This window comes from Streptomyces sp. NPDC059452 (assembly GCF_042750035.1).
GTDB lineage: Bacteria > Actinomycetota > Actinomycetes > Streptomycetales > Streptomycetaceae > Streptomyces.
The window spans coordinates 262,144-281,804 of record NZ_JBHYVE010000003.1; the positions used below are offsets into that span (position 1 = coordinate 262,144).

Here is a 19,661-nt window from a genome sequence, read left to right on the forward strand (position 1 = left end):
CGGTCGACGTACGGAGGCCCCGGGGCTCCGCGGCCTCCGTACTACGCGCTGTCTAGAAGTCGTCGGCGCCGTTGCGGAGCTCGTACGTCCAGTAGCCGGTCGCCCACTTCGCCGGGTTGACGGCGATGCCGCCCTTGCCCGGGGCCTTCACGGTCGCCAGACCGTTGGAACCCTCCAGCATCACGGAGAAGGCCGACACCGGCTCGTTCTCCTCGTTCACCCCGCCGTTCGACAGCCGCACCAGCGCGTAGGCGGGGGCGCCGGGGGCGAGGACGACGGGCGCCGCCGGCTTGCTTTTGGCGACGGGGGGCACGTTCTCCCGGTGGCTCTCGAGGAACTGGATCTGCGGGAAGCCGCCCATCCGGCAGGACTTCGACGAGGTGTTCTTCGCGGTCAGGACGATGTGGGTGTAGGGCGGGCCGTCCTGCCGCTCGGCAGTGATGGCGACGTCCTTGGTGGTGCAGAGGGCGGCGGCCTTGGAGGTGCTGCCGGTGGACCCGGAGGCGCCTGTCCTGGCGGAGCTCTCGGTCGATGCGGCGGCCTGCTTGGTGCCGGCGGACCCCGTGGTCCCGGTCTCCTGCTCGGTGCCGGCGGACCCCGTGGTCCCGGTCTCCTGCGCGCCGTCCGTGGTCTTCTCGGACTCGGGGGCCTGCGCGGCGACCGTCGCGCCGGTGCTCGCGGCCGGACCGGCGGACTTGGTGCCGGTCTCGCTGTCACCGCAGGCGGTGAGGGCGAGGGCCAGGACGGCCGTGGTCGTGGCGGCCAGGACGGTGCTGCGGTTGCGGAACGTACGCACGGAGGCTCCCCCGGAGTGGTGGTGAGAGGCGGACGCCCGGTCAAGACGGCCGCCCGGAGTTGCTGACAGGGATGACTCTGCCCGCCGCCGCTCACGTATCGCTGCTGTGCCGCTGACGTCCGGCTGACGTCCTGCCTCAGCGCGGGCGCGGGCCGGTCGGCGGGCGCCGTAAAGCCGGGAGGACGTGTCGTCTGAGCCCGTGCGTCGGCCGGTCAGCCCGTGTCGGAGAGCCGCCGGAGCGCCTCTTCGTGGCGTCGCCGGTAGTCCGCCCGCGCCGTCACGCGCAGCAGCGCTGCCAGCGCTCGTACGGCCCCCTCGTCGTACCCGGCGCGTTCCGCCTCCGCCGCGGCCCGGTCCAGCAGCCGGATGCCCTCGTCCTCCTCGCCGAGCGCGAGGCGGGCCTCGCCGCTGACGGCCAGCAACAGCGTCCGGCGGGCCGCCTCCTCGTGCTCGGGGCCCAGGTCGAGCGCCGTTCGGGCGGATACGAGGGCGTCCTCGGGGTGCCCTGCGGTGAGCTGCATCCGGGCGAGGTGCTGGAGGGCGAGCATCTCGGTGTGCCGGTCCTCCTCCGTACGGGCCAGTTCGACGGCCCGTACGCACCCGTCCTGTGCCGGGTCCAGTTCACCCAGCTCGGCCTGGACCACCGCCAGGTTGATCAGCGCGGTCGCCTCGCCCAGCGGGTCACCGGCCTGCCGGGCGAGGTGGGGCGAACGCTCCAGCAGGGCGGCGGCCTCGGCGGTCCGGCCCTCTTCCGTCAGCACCCAGCCCAGCAGGGTGAGGACCCGCGATTCGGCGTACGTGTCCTTCCCGGCGCGGGCCGAGTCGAGCGCCAGCTCCAGCAGCGGTGCCCAGTTGTCCCGCACCCGCCACACCACCTGCGGCCACTGGAGCAGGATGATCCGCCAGGCCCGGTCGTCGAGCCCCGCCTCCCGGGCGGCCACCGCGGCCAGCGTCAGATCCTCGCGCTCGGCGGCCAGCCAGCGCATCGCCGCCGCACGGTCGGCGAAGTCCCTTACGGCGGCAGGCCTGCGGTGGTCGTCCGGCAGGACGAAGCAGGGCTCACCGCCGGGCTCGGCCGTGTCGGCGGCGGCCAGGGCGGTGGCGATGTAGTGGTCGAGCACGCCGACCAGTGCCCCGGGCCCGGCGGCCGGGTCGATCCCCCGCGCGTACAGGCGTACCAGGTCGTGCAGCACCCAGCGTCCGGGGGCGGTCTCGGTGACGAGGTGGGCCGCGCCGAGCCGTTCCAGCGCGGCACCGGCCGTGACCGGGTCCGTCCCCGCCAGCGCGGCGGCCGTGTACGGGTCGAAGTGGCCGCCCGGATGGTGGCCGAGCCGGGCGAACTGGTGGACCGCCCCGGACGGCAGGTGCTGGACGGTCAGCCGGAGTGCGGCGGCGACCCCGGTGTCGTCCACGTCCAGACAGGCCAGCCTGCCGCGCTCGTCGGCCAGTTCGCCGGCCAGCGCGGCGAGTGTCCAGTGCGGCCGCCCGGCCAGCCGGGCGGCGGTGACCCGCAGGGCGAGCGGCAGCCCGCCGCAGAGTTCGGCGAGCCGCCGGGCCGCCACCGGTTCGGCGCGGACCCGTTCCTCGCCGAGCACCCCGGCGAGCAGGGCCGTTCCGTCGTCGGGTTCCAGCGTGCCGAGCGGGACGGGCCGGGCGGCGTCCGAGGCGATGAGCCCCTCCAGCCGGTGGCGGCTGGTGACCAGCGTGACGCAGTCGCTGCCGCCCGGGAGGAGCGGCCGGACGGTGGCGGAGTCGCGGGCGTTGTCGAGGATCACCAGCAGCCTGCGCCGGTCGGTCAGCGACCGGAAGAGCGCGGCCGCCGCGGGGGCGGACTCCGGGACGCGGCGCGGTGCGACGCCGAGTGCGAGCAGGAACTCCCGCAGTACGTCGATGAGTGCGGGCTCCCCGGCCTCGCTGAACCCGCGCAGATCGGCGAAGAGCCGCCCGTCCGGGAAGAGCGCGGGGCTGCGGTGGGCCCACTGGAGGGCGAGCGCGGTCTTGCCCACCCCGGCCGGTCCGGTGACCAGACAGACGGGCGCCTCCCCCGCCGCCGCCCGCGTGAGCGCGGCCAGCTCGGCCCCGCGCCCGTGAAAGCCACGGGGAGCGCGGGGGAGGAGGTCGGCGGGGGCGGCGGTGTCCGTAGGGGTGACAGCGCGTAGGGGCGGGGTGCCTGCGGGGGCTGTATCGCGGATGCGGGTGGTGTCCACGGGGGGTGTATCGCGTACGCGGGTGGAGTCCACGGCGGCCGCATCGCGCACGCGCATGGAGTCCAGGGGACTCGCATCGCTCACGTGCGTGGTGTCCGCAGGAGCTGTAGCGCCCACGCGGGCTGTATCGCGTATGCCGGTGGTGCCTGCGGGGGCTGTATCGCGTATGCCGGTGGTGTCCACAGGGGCCGTACCGCGCACGCGGTTGGCGCCCACGGCGGCGATCACGTGTGCGGGTGGGGTGTCCACGGCGGCCGCATCGCGCACGGGCATGCCGTTCCCGCCGGTCCCACCGTGCACAGGCACGGTGCTGGTCTCCGGAACAGGGACGCCCACGTGCTCGGGGACGGGGACGGGGTCGCCCGAATGCCCCGGGACGGGCGAGCCCACGTGCCCCGGGACGGTGGCGGCGGCCGTCCCCGGCCTCGTCTTCACGTCCGGCGGCCGACTGCCACCCCCCGGCTCCCCGCGCAGGATCAGCGCGTACGCGTCGGCGAGTTCGTGGCCCGGGTCGACGCCCAGCTCGTCCGCGAGCAGCCGCCGCGTACGGTGGAAGCGGTCCAGCGCCTCCGACTGACGGCCCGCCCGGTACAGCGCCAGCATCAGCTCCGCCGCCAGGGACTCCCGCAGCGGGTGCGCCGCCGTCTCCGCCGCCAGGAGGGCCGCCGCACGGTGGTGCTCGCCCAACGCCCCGTATGTGCGGGCGAGAAGCTCGACCGTCGCCAGCCGCGACTCCTCCAGCGAGTGCGCGGCCGCCCTCAGCGGCGGCCCGGCGAGAGCTCCGCTGAGCGCCGGGCCCTGCCACAGGGAGAGGGCCTCCTTGAGCATCAGGACGGTGTCGGCGGGGGAGCGCTGCTCCCGCGCCAGCATCAGCAGTTCCTCGAACCGCTGGGAGTCCAGCAGGGTTTCCGGCGTCCGCAGGACGTACGCGTCGCCGAGGGTGGCCAGCTCCACCCCGTACGCCTCCGCTTCCGCGTCCACCAGCAGCGCGCGGAGCCGGGAGACATGCCCCTGGATGACGCTACGGGCGTGCAGCGGGGGCTCGTCGTCCCACAGGAAGTCCGTCAGCCTGCCCACGGAGACCGGGGTGTTGGCGGAGAGCAGGAGCGCGGCCAGCAGGCTGCGCCGTTTGGCGGGCCCGAGCGGCAGCGGCCCGGCGAGCGTTTCGACGGAGACCGTGCCGAGCAGCCGGAACTCCACGAACGGCTCCCCTTCCGGGCGGGACGCGCCCGCGGCGGGGGCGCGGGATCCGTCCCAGAATATCGGGGCCGCCGGGCGTCCTGCGCCGGGTCATGCCTGGTCGGTGCCGGATTTCGGCCGCAGGGCGGGCCGGGGCGTCGTCACTGTCGCCCGTTACCGGCCCCGGGTCACCCGTAGCGCCGCTCGTCGTCCTGGACGACCGTGGTGGTGGGCGGCATGATCATGCGCCGACGGCGCGCGATGCTCATGTAGACGAAGACCCCGATGAGGCCGACGAGCATCATGATCCAGCCGACCAGGTCAAGGTTGACGGTGTCCACCTTCCAGTCGGTCGCGAACGCCAGAATCGCGCCACCGGCGATCAGGAGAATGCATCCTCCGAGTCCCATGAATTCCGCCTCCTCGTCGGCCCGGTGAATCCGGACCGGTGTACGGGTCGCGTACCCGGCCCGGCAACAACCATGTGCGGGGCGGACGTTGAGAGGGCGTGCGGGGGCGCCGGGTCAGTCCGTCAGGAACGCCGTGAGCGCGTTGGCCAGCAGGTACGGGTCGTCGGCGCCGCACAGTTCACGGGCACTGTGCATGGAGAGGATGGCGACCCCGATGTCCACGGTCTGGATGCCGTGCCGGGCGGCGGTGATCGGGCCGATCGTCGTGCCGCAGGGCATCGAGTTGTTGGAGACGAAGGTCTGCCACGGCACGCCCGCCTTCTCGCAGGCGGCGGCGAACACCGCGCGGCCGCTGCCGTCGGTGGCGTACCGCATGTTGACGTTGACCTTGAGGATCGGCCCGCCGTTGGCGACCGGGTGGTGCGTCGGGTCGTGCCGCTCGGCGTAGTTGGGGTGCACGGCGTGGCCGGTGTCGGAGGAGAGGCAGACCGTTCCGGCGAAGGCGCGTGCGCGGTCCTCGTACGTACCGCCCCGGGCGAAGACCGAGCGTTCCAGCACCGTGCCCAGGAGCGGCCCGTCGGCCCCGGTGTCGGACTGGGAGCCGTTCTCCTCGTGGTCGAAGGCGGCCAGTACGGGGATGTACGGAAGCTCCTCGTCCGGCTGTCCGGCGACGGCGGCCAGGGCGGCGGTCGCGGCGTGCACGGAGAGGAGGTTGTCCATGCGCGGCCCGGCGAGCAGCTCGCGGTCCCGGCCCAGGTAGGACGGCGGCTCGATGGCGTGCGGCATGAGGTCCCAGCCGGTGACGTCCTCCGCGTCGACGCCCGTCTCCTCGGCGACGAAGCGGATCAGGTCGCCCTCGGCCACCTCGCCGAGCCCCCAGATCGGCTGCATGTGGCGTTGCCGGTCGAGCTTGAGGCCGTCGGTGTTGGCGGACCGGTCCAGGTGGACGGCCAGCTGGGGCACCCGCAGCAGCGCCCGGTCGATGTTGACCAGCCGGTCGGTACCGTCCCGCAGCGAGATCCGGCCGGCCAGGCCCAGGTCCCGGTCCAGCCAGGTGTTCAGCAGCGTGCCTCCGTAGACCTCCACCGCGATCTGCCGCCAGCCGTGGGACCCGGTGTCGGGCAGCGGCTTCACCCGCAGGTTCGGGGAGTCGGTGTGCGCGCCGACGATCCGGAACGGGGTGTGCGCGGACGCGCCCTCCGGCACGTACCAGGCGATGATGGCCCCGCCCCGGAGCACGTACTTCCCGCCGGTGGTCGCGTCCCAGGCGGCGGTCTCCTCGACCTGTCGGAATCCGGCCTCCTCCAGCCGGGCGGCCGCGTTGGCCACAGCGTGGTACGGGGACGGGCTCGCCGCCAGGAAGGACATCAGATCATCGGTGTGCGCACGGTCGAACCGGTGGCGAGAACTCATGGTCTTCACTGTATCGAGGGACCTGAGTCCGGAATCCGGTGACCGGCGGACCGGCGCGACCGCACGGGCGGCCGCGGCGGGGCACTGGACGGGAGGCGCTACAGCTCGTCGATCGCGGTCAGGTCGATGTCGATGTCGTACGGGGCGGAGAGCTTGAGGCGGTCGTGGTGGACGCCGGTGGAGACGTACGTCTTGTTGACCGGATCGAGCTCATAGGTGATGACCATGGGGCGGTCGTTCTCACCGGTCATCTCGACGAGCCAGAAGTGCTTGATGCCCGCCGCCGCGTACTTGTGCGGCTTCGTGTCCCGGTCGCGGTCCTCGGAGTCGGGGGAGACGACTTCCACGGCGAGCAGGACGTCGGCGGCCTGGTAGCGGGTGGTGCGCTGGTCGCCGTCGGCAGCGGCGGTCACCACGAGAAGGTCGGGCTCCGGGGCATTGCGCTTGCTGAGCACGACGGCCATTTCGCGACGCACGCGCAGCTCGTTCGGGACGTGCTGCCGCAGCCCCTGCTCCAGCAGATACATGGCCAGCGTGTGGAACTTGCGCTGCGGACTCACGAAAACCAGGCTCCCGTCGATCAGCTCTGTGTGCGGCGGGAGGTCGTCAAGCGTGAAGAAATCGTCCACGGTGTAGCCGTCCGGTGGCGGGACCGGCCACCCGGGGTTGGCGCGCCGCAGCTGCGACGCTTCGGACTGTGCCTCGGCGGTCATGGTTCCTCCCATGGAAGGGATTCTGGTCCGTGCACTCAGCGTACCCAGCTGATACGACAGCGCCGCCACCCGAACGAATTCCGGGTGGCGGCACTGGTTGACGAAACGGGCGAGCGATTCCTTGGAAGCGGTTCCTTAGAAGGACGCCTCGTCCAGCTCCATCAGGGAGTTGTCGACCGTCTCGGCGAGCGCGCGCTCGGTCGAGACGCCCGGGAGGATGTTCGCGGCGAAGAACTTCGCGGCGGCGATCTTGCCCTGGTAGAAGGCCACGTCCTTGGCGGAGGCGGTCGGCAGCTTCTCGGCTGCCACGGCCGCGCCCTTGAGGAGGAGGTAGCCGACGACGACGTCGCCGGAGGCCATCAGGAGGCGGGTCGTGTTGAGGCCGACCTTGTAGATGTTCTTGACGTCCTCGCCGGTCGCGGTGAGGTCGGTGATCATCGTGCCGACGATCGCCTCCAGGTCCACGGCCGCCTTGGCGAGCGAGTCCAGCGCGGGGGCCAGCTCCTCGTTGCCCTGGGCGCCCGCGAGGAACTTCTTGATCTCCTCGGAGAGCGTGTTGAGCGAGACGCCCTGGTCGCGGACGATCTTCCGGAAGAAGAAGTCCTGGCCCTGGATGGCCGTGGTGCCCTCGTAGAGGGTGTCGATCTTGGCGTCCCGGATGTACTGCTCGACCGGGTACTCCTGGAGGTAGCCGGAGCCGCCGAAGGTCTGGAGCGACTGCGCAAGCTGCTCGTAGGACTTCTCGGAGCCGTAGCCCTTCACGATCGGGAGCAGCAGGTCGTTGAGGCCGTTCAGCGCCTTGGCGTCCTCGCCCGCGGCCTCCTTCTCCTGGATCGCGTCCTGGACGGAGGCCGTGTACAGCACGAGGGAGCGCATGCCCTCGGCGTACGCCTTCTGCGTCATGAGCGAGCGGCGCACGTCGGGGTGGTGCGTGATGGTGACCTTGGGCGCGGTCTTGTCCATGAACTGCGACAGGTCGGTGCCCTGGACGCGCTCCTTCGCGTACTCCAGCGCGTTCAGGTAGCCCGTGGAGAGCGTGGCGATGGCCTTCGTGCCGACCATCATGCGGGCGAACTCGATGATGCGGAACATCTGCCGGATGCCGTCGTGCTTGTCGCCGATCAGCCAGCCCTTGGCGGGGTGGCGGTCGCCGAAGGTCATCTCGCAGGTGTTGGAGGCCTTGAGGCCCATCTTGTGCTCGACGTTCGTCGCGTACGCGCCGTTGCGCTCGCCCAGCTCGCCGGTGGTCCAGTCGAAGTGGTACTTGGGGACCAAGAAGAGGGAGAGGCCCTTGGTGCCGGGGCCGGCGCCCTCGGGGCGGGCCAGCACGTAGTGGAGGATGTTCTCGGACATGTCGTGCTCGCCCGAGGTGATGAAGCGCTTCACACCCTCGATGTGCCAGGAGCCGTCCTCCTGCTGCACGGCCTTCGTCCGGCCGGCGCCGACGTCCGAGCCGGCGTCCGGCTCGGTCAGCACCATCGTCGAGCCCCACTGCTTCTCGACGGCGATCTCCGCGACCTTCTTCTGCTCCTCCGTGCCCTCCTCGAAGAGGATGCCCGCGAAGGCGGGACCGGAGGAGTACATCCACACGGCCGGGTTCGAGCCGAGCAGCAGCTCCGCGTAGCCCCAGATCAGGGAGCGGGGGGAGGTGGTGCCGCCGATCTCCTCGGGCAGGCCCAGACGCCAGTACTCGGAGTCCATGAAGGACTGGTACGACTTCTTGAAGCTCTCCGGGACCGGCGCGGTGTTGGTCTCCGGGTCGAAGACCGGCGGGTTGCGGTCGGCGTCGGCGAAGGAGTCGGCGAGCTCGTTCTCCGCGAGGCGGGCGATCTCCTCCAGGATGCTCTTCGCGGTGTCGACGTCCATCTCCGCGAACGGGCCGGTGCCGTACAGCTTGTCGCGCCCGAGCACCTCGAAGAGGTTGAACTCGATGTCGCGGAGATTCGACTTGTAGTGCCCCATGGGAAGGCTCCGTAATCAATAGCAGTGGCGCGCAGCGCCCCGGGGAGTGATGCGGGTCGGGCGACAGGCAGGCGTTCGGAACAGGCCAGACGTGGGTGTATCAGCTGACCTCTACGATGATGCTACCCGTCAGTAATAAGGCGCAACCCCTCAAGCCGTAGATGTGTCCGATTACTCTTTGCAGCATGTACGGCTACGACCAGAACCCTGGTGCTCAGCAGCAGATGGGTCAGATGGGCCAGATGGGGCAGATGGGTGGCGGCTACGGCGAGCAGCCGCTGTATCCCGAGCCCTCCCCGCCCTCCCTGGCCGACGCGGTACGGGCCTTCACCACCGGCTCCCTCTCCGCCGAGGACTTCCAGCAGATCTTCGCCACGTCGAAGGTCTACTGCCCGCGCGGCGACAACCCCGGCTTCCTGGCGCTGCACAACACGCAGCAGCCCGTGATCCCGATGTTCACCACCCTGAAGGAGCTGCGGCTCTACGCGGGCAAGGAGTCCAAGTACTTCGTGATCACCGGCGCCGAGGTGATCGACCTGCTCCCCACGGGGTACGGCTTCGTCCTCGACATGGAGGGCGACCACCGGATGGTCTTCGACGCCAAGGCGGTCGAGCAGATGGTCGACTTCGCGATGCGCCGTATGTACGGGTAGGTGTCGAGGTCCGGCGCGTCTCTGACCTGCTGGTTCATCTTTCGGGCGAGGGCCCGCGCCGGGAGTGGCGCGGGCCCTTTCGGCTGCCGGGGCGCATACGGGGAGCGCACCCGGGGAGCGCCGGGAATGCCGCACGCCTTGCGGGATGTTCATCATTCAACTAAATTCGTTCCAGAAGACTCGCCCGGAGGTGGCTCCCATGCCCGCAGTGACCGTCGACAACCCGCTGACCCTGCCCAAGGTGGCCGCTTCGGGTGACGCCGTGGCCCGGCCCGTGCTCGCCGTCACCACGGCGCCGAGCGGATTCGAGGGCGAGGGCTTCCCGGTCCGCCGCGCGTTCGCGGGGATCAACTACCAGCACCTCGACCCGTTCATCATGATGGACCAGATGGGTGAGGTGGAGTACGCCGCAGGCGAGCCGAAGGGCACGCCCTGGCACCCGCACCGCGGCTTCGAGACCGTCACGTACCTGATCGACGGCACCTTCGTCCACCAGGACTCCAACGGTGGCGGCGGCACCATCGAGAACGGCGACACCCAGTGGATGACCGCCGGATCGGGGCTGCTGCACATCGAGGCGCCGCCGGAGTCGCTCGTCCTGTCCGGCGGGCTCTTCCACGGGCTCCAGCTCTGGGTGAACCTGCCCAAGGCCGACAAGATGATGAACCCGCGCTACCAGGACATCCGCGGCGGCGAGGTCCAGCTCCTCGCCTCCCCGGACGGCGGCGCGCTGCTCCGGGTCATCGCCGGTGAGCTCGACGGGCACCAGGGGCCGGGCATCACCCATACCCCGATCACGATGATCCACGCCACCGTCCGGCCCGGCGCCGAGGTGACCCTGCCGTGGCGCGAGGACTTCAACGGTCTCGCGTACGTCATGGCCGGGCGCGGCACGGTCGGCGAGGAGCGCCGCCCGATCCGCCTCGGGCAGACCGCGGTGTTCGGCAGCGGCGGTTCGCTCACCGTCCGCGCGGACGAGAAGCAGGACGGGAACACCCCGGACCTGGAGATCGTCCTGCTCGGCGGGCGCCCGATCCGGGAGCCGATGGCCCACTACGGACCGTTCGTGATGAACAGTCAGGCCGAGCTCAAGCAGGCCTTCGAGGACTTCCAGGCGGGCCGCCTGGGCAGGGTCCCGGCGGTCCACGGCATGGGCGAGGGCGGGCGGTAGGGCTCGCCGGGGGCGGTGCTCGGCCGCCGACGGCGGTGTCGGCGTAGGCGTCGGCCAGGCCTTGCCGGAGGCAGGCCTTCCCGAGCGGGGCCTTGGCGCGCGGGGCTTCCCCGAGACAGGGTCTCCCGCTCGCGCGAGGCTGGAGGGTGCCCCTCAGCGGCTGAGGGGCACCCTCAGCCGTGCCTCACGGCGTTCGCCCCGCGCGCCGACTGGAACAGGCCCAGCGCGAGAAGCACCCCGCCCACGCACATCAGGGCCACGCCGACCTTCGTCAGCGTGAAGACAGAGATCTCCACCCCCTCCGTGAACAGCCACAGGACCAGGCCCACGGCGAAGGTGACGACACCTTCCAGCAGATTCTTCGACGCCTGCTTCATGAGGGGCCACTCTCCTTCGGGACCGTGCGCCCGTGTGCCGCGCACCGTTGACGGGTCCTGATCAGCCTAGGAACGGAGCGTGCGGGTGTCCTCACCCCGCAGAACGAACCGGGGTACATCGTTCGATCGACTCGGTCGACCCGAATACGGTCGCCCCGGACCCGAGGCCCGCCCGGGCGCCCCTCAGAGCGCTCCCGGCTCCGCCGACTCCCCCGACCCCGCCCCCTCGTTCAGCTCGAACCAGATCGACTTGCCCTCACCCCGCGGGTCCACCCCCCACGCGTCCGCCAGCATCTCCATCAGCACCAGCCCCCGCCCGCTGGACGCCATCTCCCCCGGCCGCCGCTTGTGCGGCAGTTCGTCGCTCGCGTCGGCCACCTCCACGCGCAGCCGCCGCTCCCCCCGGTCCCCGGAGACCTCCGCCGCCATCAGCGCGTCGCCGTCCGTGTGGACCAGCACGTTGGTGGCCATCTCCGAGACCATCAGGACCGCCGAGTCGACCTGCTCCAGGTCCTTCCAGTCGTGCAGCAGCTCCCGTACGAGCTGGCGGGCCACCGAGATCCGCTCCGGCTCGGCCTGCGCGATGGTCAGGACGCTGCGGCGGGCCGGCGTCTCCGGCTCCCGTACGCTCTCGCGCCGCAGCACCACCACCGCGATGTCGTCCTCGCGGCGGTCCGCGAGCGGCCCCGTCGTGTAGTGCGAGGTCGGCCCGTGCACGGCCTGGACCAGGGCGTCGGCCATCTGCTCCAGGTCCTCGGTGGGCTCCTCCAGGACCGGGCGCAGCCGGGTCCAGCCGGTGGCCATGTCGTGGCCGCCGGTCTCGATGAGGCCGTCCGTGCAGAGCATGATCGTCTCGCCGGGCTCCAGGACCACCCGGGTGGTGGGGTAGTCGGAGTCCGTCTCGATGCCGAGCGGCAGCCCGCCCGCCGTCTGCCGGATCACCGCCGTGCCGTCCGCGCTCACCACCACCGGGTCGGGATGGCCCGCACGGGCGATGTCCAGGGTCCCGGTCTCCGGGTCCACCTCCGCGTACAGGCAGGTCGCGAAGCGCGGCGCGGACGGCTCGTCGTCGCCCGCCACGCCCTCGTACGCGTCGGTCAGCCCGGAGAGGAAGCGCGAGGCCCGGGAGAGCACGGCGTCCGGGCGGTGCCCCTCGGAGGCGTACGCGCGCAGGGCGATGCGGAGCTGGCCCATCAGCCCGGCCGCCCGTACGTCATGGCCCTGGACGTCCCCGATGATCAGGGCGATCCGGCCGTTGGGCAGCGGGATCATGTCGTACCAGTCGCCGCCGACCTGGAGCCCGCCGCCGGTCGGCACGTACCGCGCCGCCACCGTCATACCGGGGATGTCCGGCCCCAGCGTCGGCATCATCGAGCGCTGGAGCCCGAGCGACAGCTCCCGTTCGGTCTCCGCGACCCCGGCCCGGGCCAGTGCCTGGGCGAGCATCCGGGCGACCGTCGTGAGCACCGCGCGCTCGTCGGGCGAGAACCCCACCCGGTGCTGGAACCCGGCCATCCAGGCGCCCATCGTGCGGCCGGAGGCGATGAGCGGCAGGTACGCCCAGGACTGCCGGCCGAAGCGGCGGGCGAGGGGCCAGGTGGCGGGGTAGCGGCGGCGGTACTCCTCGGGGGAGGGGAGGTAGATCGCGCGGCCGGTGCGGACCACCTCGGCGGCCGGGTAGTCGGTGTCCAGGGGCATGTCGGTGAAGGGGTCCTCGTCCTCCGAGCTCTGCCCGTGGTGGCCGATGATCGTCAGCCGCTCCCCGGCCGAGCCGAAGACCGCGAGCCCGTCCGGGGAGAAGCCGGGCATGGAGAGGGAGGAGGCGACCCGCAGCACCTCCTCCGTGGACCGGGCCTCCGCCAGCGCCCGCCCGGCGTCCAGCAGGAACGCCTCCCGGGACCGGCGCCAGTCCCCGGTGATCGGTGTGTGGGGGCCGGACGAGCCCAGCTGCGGTTCGGCGACCTCCTGGAGCGTGCCGATGAGGACGTAGTTCACGGAGCCCGGGTCCTCCGGGACGACCGGCTTGGAGCGGCTGCGTACGGTACGCAGCACCCGGCCCCGCTCGTCGACGATCCGCAGCCGCGCCTCGGCCAGGGTGCCCTCGGCGACGGCCAGGTTCACGACCCCGTAGATCTCGTTCCAGTCGACCGGATGGAAGCGGGAGCGCACCGCCGCCTCCCGGTAGCTGCCGGGCTCGGCGGGCAGGCCGAGCAGCCGGGCCGCCTCCGCGTCGAGCGTGACCGTGCCGGCTGCGTTGTCCCAGCGCCACAGGCCGGTCGCGATCGCGGCCAGGACTTCCTCGGTGCGCATTGCCCCACTTTAGGAAGATGTGCTCTCCATACGCCACCGAGGAGACGCCGAGCGCGGACCCGGGCCGGGAGCGGGGGACAAAGGGAAATGAAGAGGCCCGGCACCGAGCGGTAGCCTGGGGTGGCTCATTCCACCCCAACCGCGAAGACTGGATGAACGACGATGCATCGGTACAGGTCCCACACCTGCGGCGAGCTCCGCGCCTCTGACGTCGGCACCGACGTCCGGCTGAGCGGCTGGCTGCACAATCGCCGAGACCTGGGTGGCATCCTCTTCATCGATCTGCGCGACCACTACGGTCTGGTGCAGCTCGTCGCCCGCCCCGGCACCCCCGGCAACGAGGCCCTGTCGAAGCTGACCAAGGAGACCGTCGTCCGGATCGACGGCAAGGTCTCCGCGCGCGGCGCCGACAACGTCAACCCGGAGCTGCCGACCGGTGAGATCGAGATCGAGGTCACCGAGGTCGAGGTGCTCGGCGAGGCGGGCCCGCTGCCCTTCACGATCAACACCGAGGACGGCGTCAACGAGGAGCGGCGTCTGGAGTACCGCTTCCTCGACCTGCGCCGCGAGCGCATGCACCGCAACATCATGCTGCGCTCGGCCGTGATCGCCGCCATCCGCTCCAAGATGGTGGCGCTCGGCTTCAACGAGATGGCGACCCCGATCCTCACCGCGACCTCCCCCGAGGGCGCCCGTGACTTCGTCGTCCCGTCTCGGCTGAACCCCGGCAAGTTCTACGCGCTGCCGCAGGCCCCGCAGCAGTTCAAGCAGCTGCTGATGATCTCGGGCTTCGACCGCTACTTCCAGATCGCGCCCTGCTTCCGCGACGAGGACGCCCGCGCCGACCGTTCGCCGGGCGAGTTCTACCAGCTCGACGTGGAGATGTCCTTCGTCGAGCAGGAGGACGTCTTCCAGCCGATCGAGAAGCTGATGACCGAGCTCTTCACCGAGTTCGGCAACGGCCGCGAGGTCACCTCGCCGTTCCCGCGCATCCCGTTCCGCGAGTCGATGCTGAAGTACGGCAACGACAAGCCGGACCTGCGCGCCAAGCTGGAGCTCGTCGACATCTCGGACGTCTTCGCCGACTCCGGGTTCAAGGCGTTCGCCGGGAAGCACGTCCGCGCGCTGCCCGTCCCGGACACCGCGGGCCAGTCCCGCAAGTTCTTCGACGGCCTCGGTGAGTACGCCGTCGAGCACGGCGCCAAGGGCCTGGCCTGGGTGCGCGTGGGCGAGGACGGCACGCTGGCCGGTCCGATCGCCAAGTTCCTCACCGAGACCGACGTCAAGACGCTCACCGAGCGCCTCTCGCTGGTCCCGGGCCACGCGGTCTTCTTCGGCGCGGGCGAGTTCGACGAGGTCTCCAAGATCATGTCGGCCGTCCGGGTCGAGGCCGCCAAGCGCGCCGGCCACTTCGAGGAGGGCGTCTTCCGGTTCTGCTGGATCGTCGACTTCCCGATGTACGAGCGGGACGAGGAGACCGGCAAGATCGACTTCTCGCACAACCCCTTCTCGATGCCCCAGGGCGGCCTGGCCGACCTGGAGGAGAAGGACCCGCTGGACATCCTCGCCTGGCAGTACGACATCGTCTGCAACGGCATCGAGCTGTCCTCGGGCGCCATCCGTAACCACGAGCCCGAGCTGATGCTCAAGGCCTTCGAGATCGCCGGTTACGACCGCGAGACCGTCGAGCACGAGTTCGCGGGCATGCTCCGCGCGTTCCGCCTCGGCGCCCCGCCGCACGGTGGCATCGCCCCGGGCGTCGACCGCATCGTGATGCTGCTCGCCGACGAGCCGAACATCCGCGAGACGATCGCCTTCCCGCTCAACGGCAACGCCCAGGACCTGATGATGGGCGCCCCGACCACGCTGGACGAGACCCGGCTGCGCGAGCTGAACATCCAGCTCCGCAAGCCGGTCGCCGCGAAGGGCGCGGCCGCGTCGGAGAAGCCCGCCGCCGACAAGTAGGCCGTACGCGTACGGTCCCGCTCTGCGGATGTTTCACGTGAAACAGCCCCCGATCACCTGATCGGGGGCTGTTCCGTTGCGTCGGCGACTGCGTTGGCCGGGCGACGCCGTACAGCCGGATGGCCCCGGTTCGGGTTCGGCCGCGCCGGGTGCGGCAAAGACTGGCACCGAGACACCCCTCTCGCCCCCCGCGCCGCCCTGCCGCGCTGCCCGCCCTCACCCGAGGAGTCCGCCACCGTGTCCGTCCCGCGCCGCCCGCCCGCCCTGCTCGCCGTACCTCTCCTCGTCCTGGCCCTGCTGCTCACCGGCTGCGCCTTCTCCACCTCCACCACCCCCGCCACCTCCGCCACCGCTCCGGCCGCCGCCCCGGGGCAGGGTGCCGCGGGCCCGGAGTCCGACGCCGCCTCCGTACTCCGGGAAGCGGCCGAAGCGGAGCCCGCGCCCAGCCCCGCGGAGATCCCGGGGCTGGGGCCCGAGACCCGGGCGCAGATCCCCGACGAGGCCCGGCAGGCGTTCGTCGTCACCGGGGACGGTGAGGACTCCAACCGGTCCAGCGCGATGCTGTACAGCCGCGAGGACCCGGAGGAGGGGTGGAAGTCGTCCGCCGGTCCGTGGGACGCCCACAACGGGATGAAGGGCTGGACCGACCACCATGTGGCGGGCGACCTGAAATCCCCCAAGGGCGTCTACTCGCTCACCGACGCGGGCGGCCGGCTCCCGGACCCGGGGGCTCTGCTCCCGTACGACGAACATCCCCGGTTCGCGGTGGACGGCGTGGGGTTCTTCGGGGAGCCGCTGGAAGGCTCCTTCGACTACGTCGTCGCGATCAACTACAACCGCACGGAGGGCGTCAGCCCGCTGGACCGCACCCGCCCCCTCGGCCTCGGACGCGGCGGCGGCATCTGGATCCACGTCGACCACGGAGGCCCCACCCAGGGCTGCGTCTCCATCCCGGAGGAGCGGATGGAGCGGCTCCTGCGCACCCTGGACCCGGAGCTGAACCCGGTGATCGTGATGGGCGATGCGGCGTCGCTGAGCCTCTGACCGGTGGTTGCGCGGGGGCTTCCACGGCCCGAACGTGCGGTGATCTCCGTCCGCAGGGGCCGGGCACTCTGCCCGCCAGTACCTGGCCCCCCGCCGTACGCCCGGGTATACCGGGAAGAGACGTACATCGGCGCCGGAAGGAACTTCCTTGTACCACCACGCGAGCAGCCGAGCACCTGGGCGGCCGGAAGCCGCGACGGCCCGCAGGTCCGGAGCGCGGACGGGGCCGCCGTCCGAGGCCCTGCTCGCCCTCCAGAGCTCGGTCGGGAACGCGGCCGTGGTGCAGATGGTGCGTCGGGCCGGAGCCTCCCGTACGGAGGACCAGCACCGGCACGGCGCCGACTGCGGCCACACCGAGGGGCAACAGCCGTCCGTGCGACAGCCGTCGGTGCAGCGCTCGGCGGTCCACGATGTCCTGCGCAGCACCGGGCGGCCGCTCGACGAGCGGAACCGCACCGACATGGAAGCGCGCTTCAACGCCGACTTCTCCGACGTACGCATCCACACCGACGCCGCCGCCAGGGCGTCCGCCGCCGAGGTCGGCGCGGTCGCCTACACCTCCGGCAGCCACATCGTCGCCGGGGGCTCCGGCATCGACCGGCACACCCTCGCCCACGAGCTGACCCACGTCCTCCAGCAGCGCTCCGGCCCCGTGGCGGGGACCGACCGGGGCGACGGACTGCGCGTCAGCGACCCCTCGGACCGGTACGAGCGCGAGGCCGAGGCCACCGCGCGGCGCGTGCTGAACGGCCCGGCGGCGGCCGGACCGGCGGTCGCCGACTCGCGCTCGGCGGAGGCGGCACCGGCCTCCGGGCACGCCGGTGACATCCAGCGGGTGGCGTATCCGGGCAAGATCGACGAAGAGGTCCAGCGGCTGTTCGACCAGCTGGAGGGCGGCCTCGACGGCTATATCTCGGACTATGACAAGTGGCAGCAGCAGAACCTCAAGTGGATCATGAACAACGCGGACCTCAACGACACCATCGAGGCCATCGACGCCTACCTGGGTGAGCCCGCCGGGCGGAGCAGGGCTGAGCTGGAGACGGCCCTCCGCGACGGCATCCGCGCCGACCTGACGCAGACGACGTCCGAAACGATGCAGGACGCCCGGACGAAGGCGGGCCAGGCGAAGAACAAGCTCGTCCTCGGCCGTACCGGTGACACGGGCGACTGGGCCGAGCACCAGAAGAGCAAGCCGCAGGAGAACGACAGGCTTTCGCTGGACGCGCGGCTGGGGCGGCGGCTGAACACCGGGAAGTGGTCGGTCCCCGTCAACTACGCGTTCATGGACGGCGGTATCGAGGAGCGCGCGGTCTTCAAGATCCTCACCAAGCTGGGGCCCCGGGTCGAGGACCTCCTGCGCAACGGCAAGCTCACCGCGGCCAACTTCTGGGACGAGGCCGAGCGGGAGGGCCACAAGGCGCTCTGGGACACCGGCAAGACCGCCGACGAGGGCGGTCCGCAGGCGATGCTGGGCCACGAGATCGTCCAGCTCCTCGACGCCGGGTACCAGTTCTTCGGGCGGGAGAGCACCTACGCCAAGGGCGCCAGGCTGGTCGCGGTGCACCCGGACAAGTCGGTGGTCGACCCCGAGGACAAGACCCGCCCGCTCACCATCCCGTAAGCACGGAAGCCCGGGGCCGCCGCTCGCGGTCCCGGGCTCCCGACGTACGTACGGCGACGGCTACGCCGGCTTCTCCTCCAGGCGCGGGAACAGCACCGCGCCCTTCGTCACCGTCGCTCCGGCGGGCAGCACGCCCCAGGTGCCCGCGTCCTGGACCCGCTGGTCGGCCAGGGCGCCCAGGGACTCCTCGGCACCCAGCGACTCCCACAGCCGCTGCGAGGTCTCCGGCATCACGGCGTTGAGCAGGACCGCGACCCCGCGCAGCGACTCGGCGGCCGTGTAGAGGATGGTCGCCAGGCGGGCCTGGCCCTCCGGGGTGGTGTCCTTGGCCACCTTCCACGGCTCCTGCTCCGTGATGTAGCCGTTGACCTGCTTCACGAAGTCGAAGACCGCCAGGATGCCGGACTGGAAGTCCAGCTCCTCGCCGATCTTCAGGTCGGCGGTCGCGACGGCCTTCGCCAGGCCCTCCCGCACGGCCCGCTCGGCGTCACCGGCGGCCGTGGCCTCCGGCAGCGCCCCGCCGAAGTACTTGCCGACCATGGCCGCGACGCGCGAGGCGAGGTTGCCGTAGTCGTTGGCCAGCTCGGAGGTGTAGCGGGCGGTGAAGTCCTCCCAGGAGAACGAGCCGTCGCTGCCGTACGCGATGGCCCGCAGGAAGTACCAGCGGTAGGCGTCCACACCGAAGTGCGAGGTCAGGTCCTGCGGCTTGATGCCGGTCAGGTTCGACTTGGACATCTTCTCGCCGCCGACCATCAGCCAGCCGTTGGCGACGACCTTGCCGGGGAGCGGCAGGCCCTGCGCCATCAGCATCGCGGGCCAGATCACCGAGTGGAAGCGGAGGATGTCCTTGCCGATCAGGTGCACGTCCGCCGGGAACGTACCGTCGAACTTCTCCTGGTTGGCGCCGTAGCCCACGGCCGTCGCGTAGTTGAGCAGCGCGTCGACCCAGACGTAGATGACGTGCTTGTCGTCCCACGGGACCGGGACGCCCCAGTCGAAGGTCGAGCGCGAGATCGACAGGTCCTGCAGGCCCTGCTCGACGAAGTTCACGACCTCGTTGCGGGCCGACTCGGGCTGGATGAAGCCCGGGTTCGCCGCGTAGAACTCCAGCAGCTTCGGACCGTACGCGCTGAGCTTGAAGAAGTAGTTCTCCTCCTTGAGGAGCTCCACCGGCTTCTTGTGGATCGGGCAGAGCTTCTGACCGGCGAACTCGCCCTCGCCGTCGATCAGATCGCCGGGGAGCTTGTACTCCTCGCAGCCCACGCAGTACGGGCCCTCGTACCCGCCCTTGTAGATCTCGCCCTTGTCGTACAGGTCCTGGACGAACTCCTGCACCCGGTCGGTGTGCCGCTTCTCCGTGGTCCGGATGAAGTCGTCGTTGGCGATGTTCAGATGCTCCCAGAGGGGCTTCCACGCCTCCTCGACGAGCTTGTCCGCCCAGGCCTGGGGAGTCACGTCGTTCGCCTCGGCCGTGCGCATGATCTTCTGACCGTGCTCGTCCGTGCCGGTGAGGTACCACACCTTCTCGCCGCGCTGGCGGTGCCAGCGCGTGAGCACGTCGCCTGCGACGGTCGTGTAGGCGTGGCCCAGGTGAGGAGCGTCGTTGACGTAATAGATGGGGGTCGAGACGTAGTACGCCGTCGCCCCCTGCTTCTCGGATCCAGTGGCCGCCATGGTCGAAATCCTAACGGCCAGTAGAAGATCCACTCACATCGATGAACGGGGGCCGACGGGTGGGCGGAGCGGTGCCCTCCGGTGGAGAGCCCGGGGGAGAGCTTTGCGAAACATCCCTTCCCGTAATGCTTCCCGCAGGAAAGTCGCATCCTGGGAGGGAGCG

The 19,661-nt window shown here is 71.2% G+C and carries 14 protein-coding genes; 5 read left to right on the forward strand and 9 right to left on the reverse strand.

What is annotated here, in order from left to right; genetic code table 11:
• Positions 1 to 52 precede the first annotated feature (52 nt).
• The 6 genes from ACFW9Z_RS06570 to ACFW9Z_RS06595 all read right to left on the reverse strand — a co-directional run bounded on the left by ACFW9Z_RS06570 (position 53) and on the right by ACFW9Z_RS06595 (position 8,680).
• A complete protein-coding gene (locus ACFW9Z_RS06570; protein WP_384635282.1) occupies positions 53 to 796 on the reverse strand; it encodes a DUF4232 domain-containing protein in 744 nt (247 codons plus the stop codon).
• Between the two features lie 212 nt (positions 797 to 1,008).
• Positions 1,009 to 4,203, reverse strand: coding sequence for a BTAD domain-containing putative transcriptional regulator (locus ACFW9Z_RS06575; protein ID WP_384635285.1), 3,195 nt, complete (start codon positions 4,201 to 4,203; stop codon positions 1,009 to 1,011).
• 167 nt (positions 4,204 to 4,370) lie between these two features.
• Positions 4,371 to 4,592: a DUF6458 family protein gene (locus ACFW9Z_RS06580; protein WP_384635288.1), complete on the reverse strand. Its 222-nt coding sequence runs from the start codon at positions 4,590 to 4,592 to the stop codon at positions 4,371 to 4,373.
• A gap of 114 nt (positions 4,593 to 4,706) precedes the next feature.
• Positions 4,707 to 6,005 (reverse strand): M18 family aminopeptidase, encoded by a 1,299-nt coding sequence (locus ACFW9Z_RS06585; RefSeq protein WP_384635291.1) that lies wholly within the window; start codon positions 6,003 to 6,005, stop codon positions 4,707 to 4,709.
• 98 nt (positions 6,006 to 6,103) lie between these two features.
• A complete protein-coding gene (locus ACFW9Z_RS06590; protein ID WP_384635294.1) occupies positions 6,104 to 6,730 on the reverse strand; it encodes a Uma2 family endonuclease in 627 nt (208 codons plus the stop codon).
• A 123-nt stretch (positions 6,731 to 6,853) separates the two neighbouring features.
• Positions 6,854 to 8,680, reverse strand: coding sequence for an acyl-CoA dehydrogenase (locus ACFW9Z_RS06595; RefSeq protein ID WP_384635297.1), 1,827 nt, complete (start codon positions 8,678 to 8,680; stop codon positions 6,854 to 6,856).
• A gap of 185 nt (positions 8,681 to 8,865) precedes the next feature.
• On the opposite strand from ACFW9Z_RS06595, the gene ACFW9Z_RS06600 reads away from it, so the two are divergent.
• Together ACFW9Z_RS06600 and ACFW9Z_RS06605 are read left to right on the forward strand one after the other, a co-directional pair.
• Positions 8,866 to 9,333: an SseB family protein gene (locus ACFW9Z_RS06600; RefSeq protein ID WP_007447855.1), complete on the forward strand. Its 468-nt coding sequence runs from the start codon at positions 8,866 to 8,868 to the stop codon at positions 9,331 to 9,333.
• Positions 9,334 to 9,532: 199 nt separating this feature from the next.
• Complete coding sequence (locus ACFW9Z_RS06605) at positions 9,533 to 10,504, forward strand: pirin family protein (protein WP_384635300.1); 972 nt, start codon at positions 9,533 to 9,535, stop codon at positions 10,502 to 10,504.
• Between the two features lie 173 nt (positions 10,505 to 10,677).
• Here ACFW9Z_RS06605 and ACFW9Z_RS06610 read toward each other — a convergent pair whose 3' ends face one another.
• On the reverse strand, positions 10,678 to 10,881 hold the full coding sequence (locus ACFW9Z_RS06610) for a DUF5708 family protein (RefSeq protein ID WP_384635303.1): 204 nt from the start codon (positions 10,879 to 10,881) through the stop codon (positions 10,678 to 10,680).
• A 183-nt stretch (positions 10,882 to 11,064) separates the two neighbouring features.
• Positions 11,065 to 13,191 (reverse strand): SpoIIE family protein phosphatase, encoded by a 2,127-nt coding sequence (locus tag ACFW9Z_RS06615; protein WP_384635306.1) that lies wholly within the window; start codon positions 13,189 to 13,191, stop codon positions 11,065 to 11,067.
• Positions 13,192 to 13,353: 162 nt separating this feature from the next.
• Between ACFW9Z_RS06615 and aspS the strand changes: the two genes are divergently transcribed.
• From aspS to ACFW9Z_RS06630, 3 genes are all read left to right on the forward strand, one after another.
• A complete protein-coding gene (gene aspS / locus ACFW9Z_RS06620; protein WP_384635308.1) occupies positions 13,354 to 15,156 on the forward strand; it encodes an aspartate--tRNA ligase in 1,803 nt (600 codons plus the stop codon).
• Positions 15,157 to 15,393: 237 nt separating this feature from the next.
• Positions 15,394 to 16,200 (forward strand): hypothetical protein, encoded by an 807-nt coding sequence (locus ACFW9Z_RS06625; RefSeq protein WP_384635311.1) that lies wholly within the window; start codon positions 15,394 to 15,396, stop codon positions 16,198 to 16,200.
• A 148-nt stretch (positions 16,201 to 16,348) separates the two neighbouring features.
• A complete protein-coding gene (locus ACFW9Z_RS06630; RefSeq protein ID WP_384635314.1) occupies positions 16,349 to 17,824 on the forward strand; it encodes a DUF4157 domain-containing protein in 1,476 nt (491 codons plus the stop codon).
• A 60-nt stretch (positions 17,825 to 17,884) separates the two neighbouring features.
• Here the strand turns inward: ACFW9Z_RS06630 and metG are convergent, their stop codons facing one another.
• A complete protein-coding gene (gene metG / locus ACFW9Z_RS06635; protein WP_384635316.1) occupies positions 17,885 to 19,498 on the reverse strand; it encodes a methionine--tRNA ligase in 1,614 nt (537 codons plus the stop codon).
• Positions 19,499 to 19,661 lie beyond the last annotated feature (163 nt).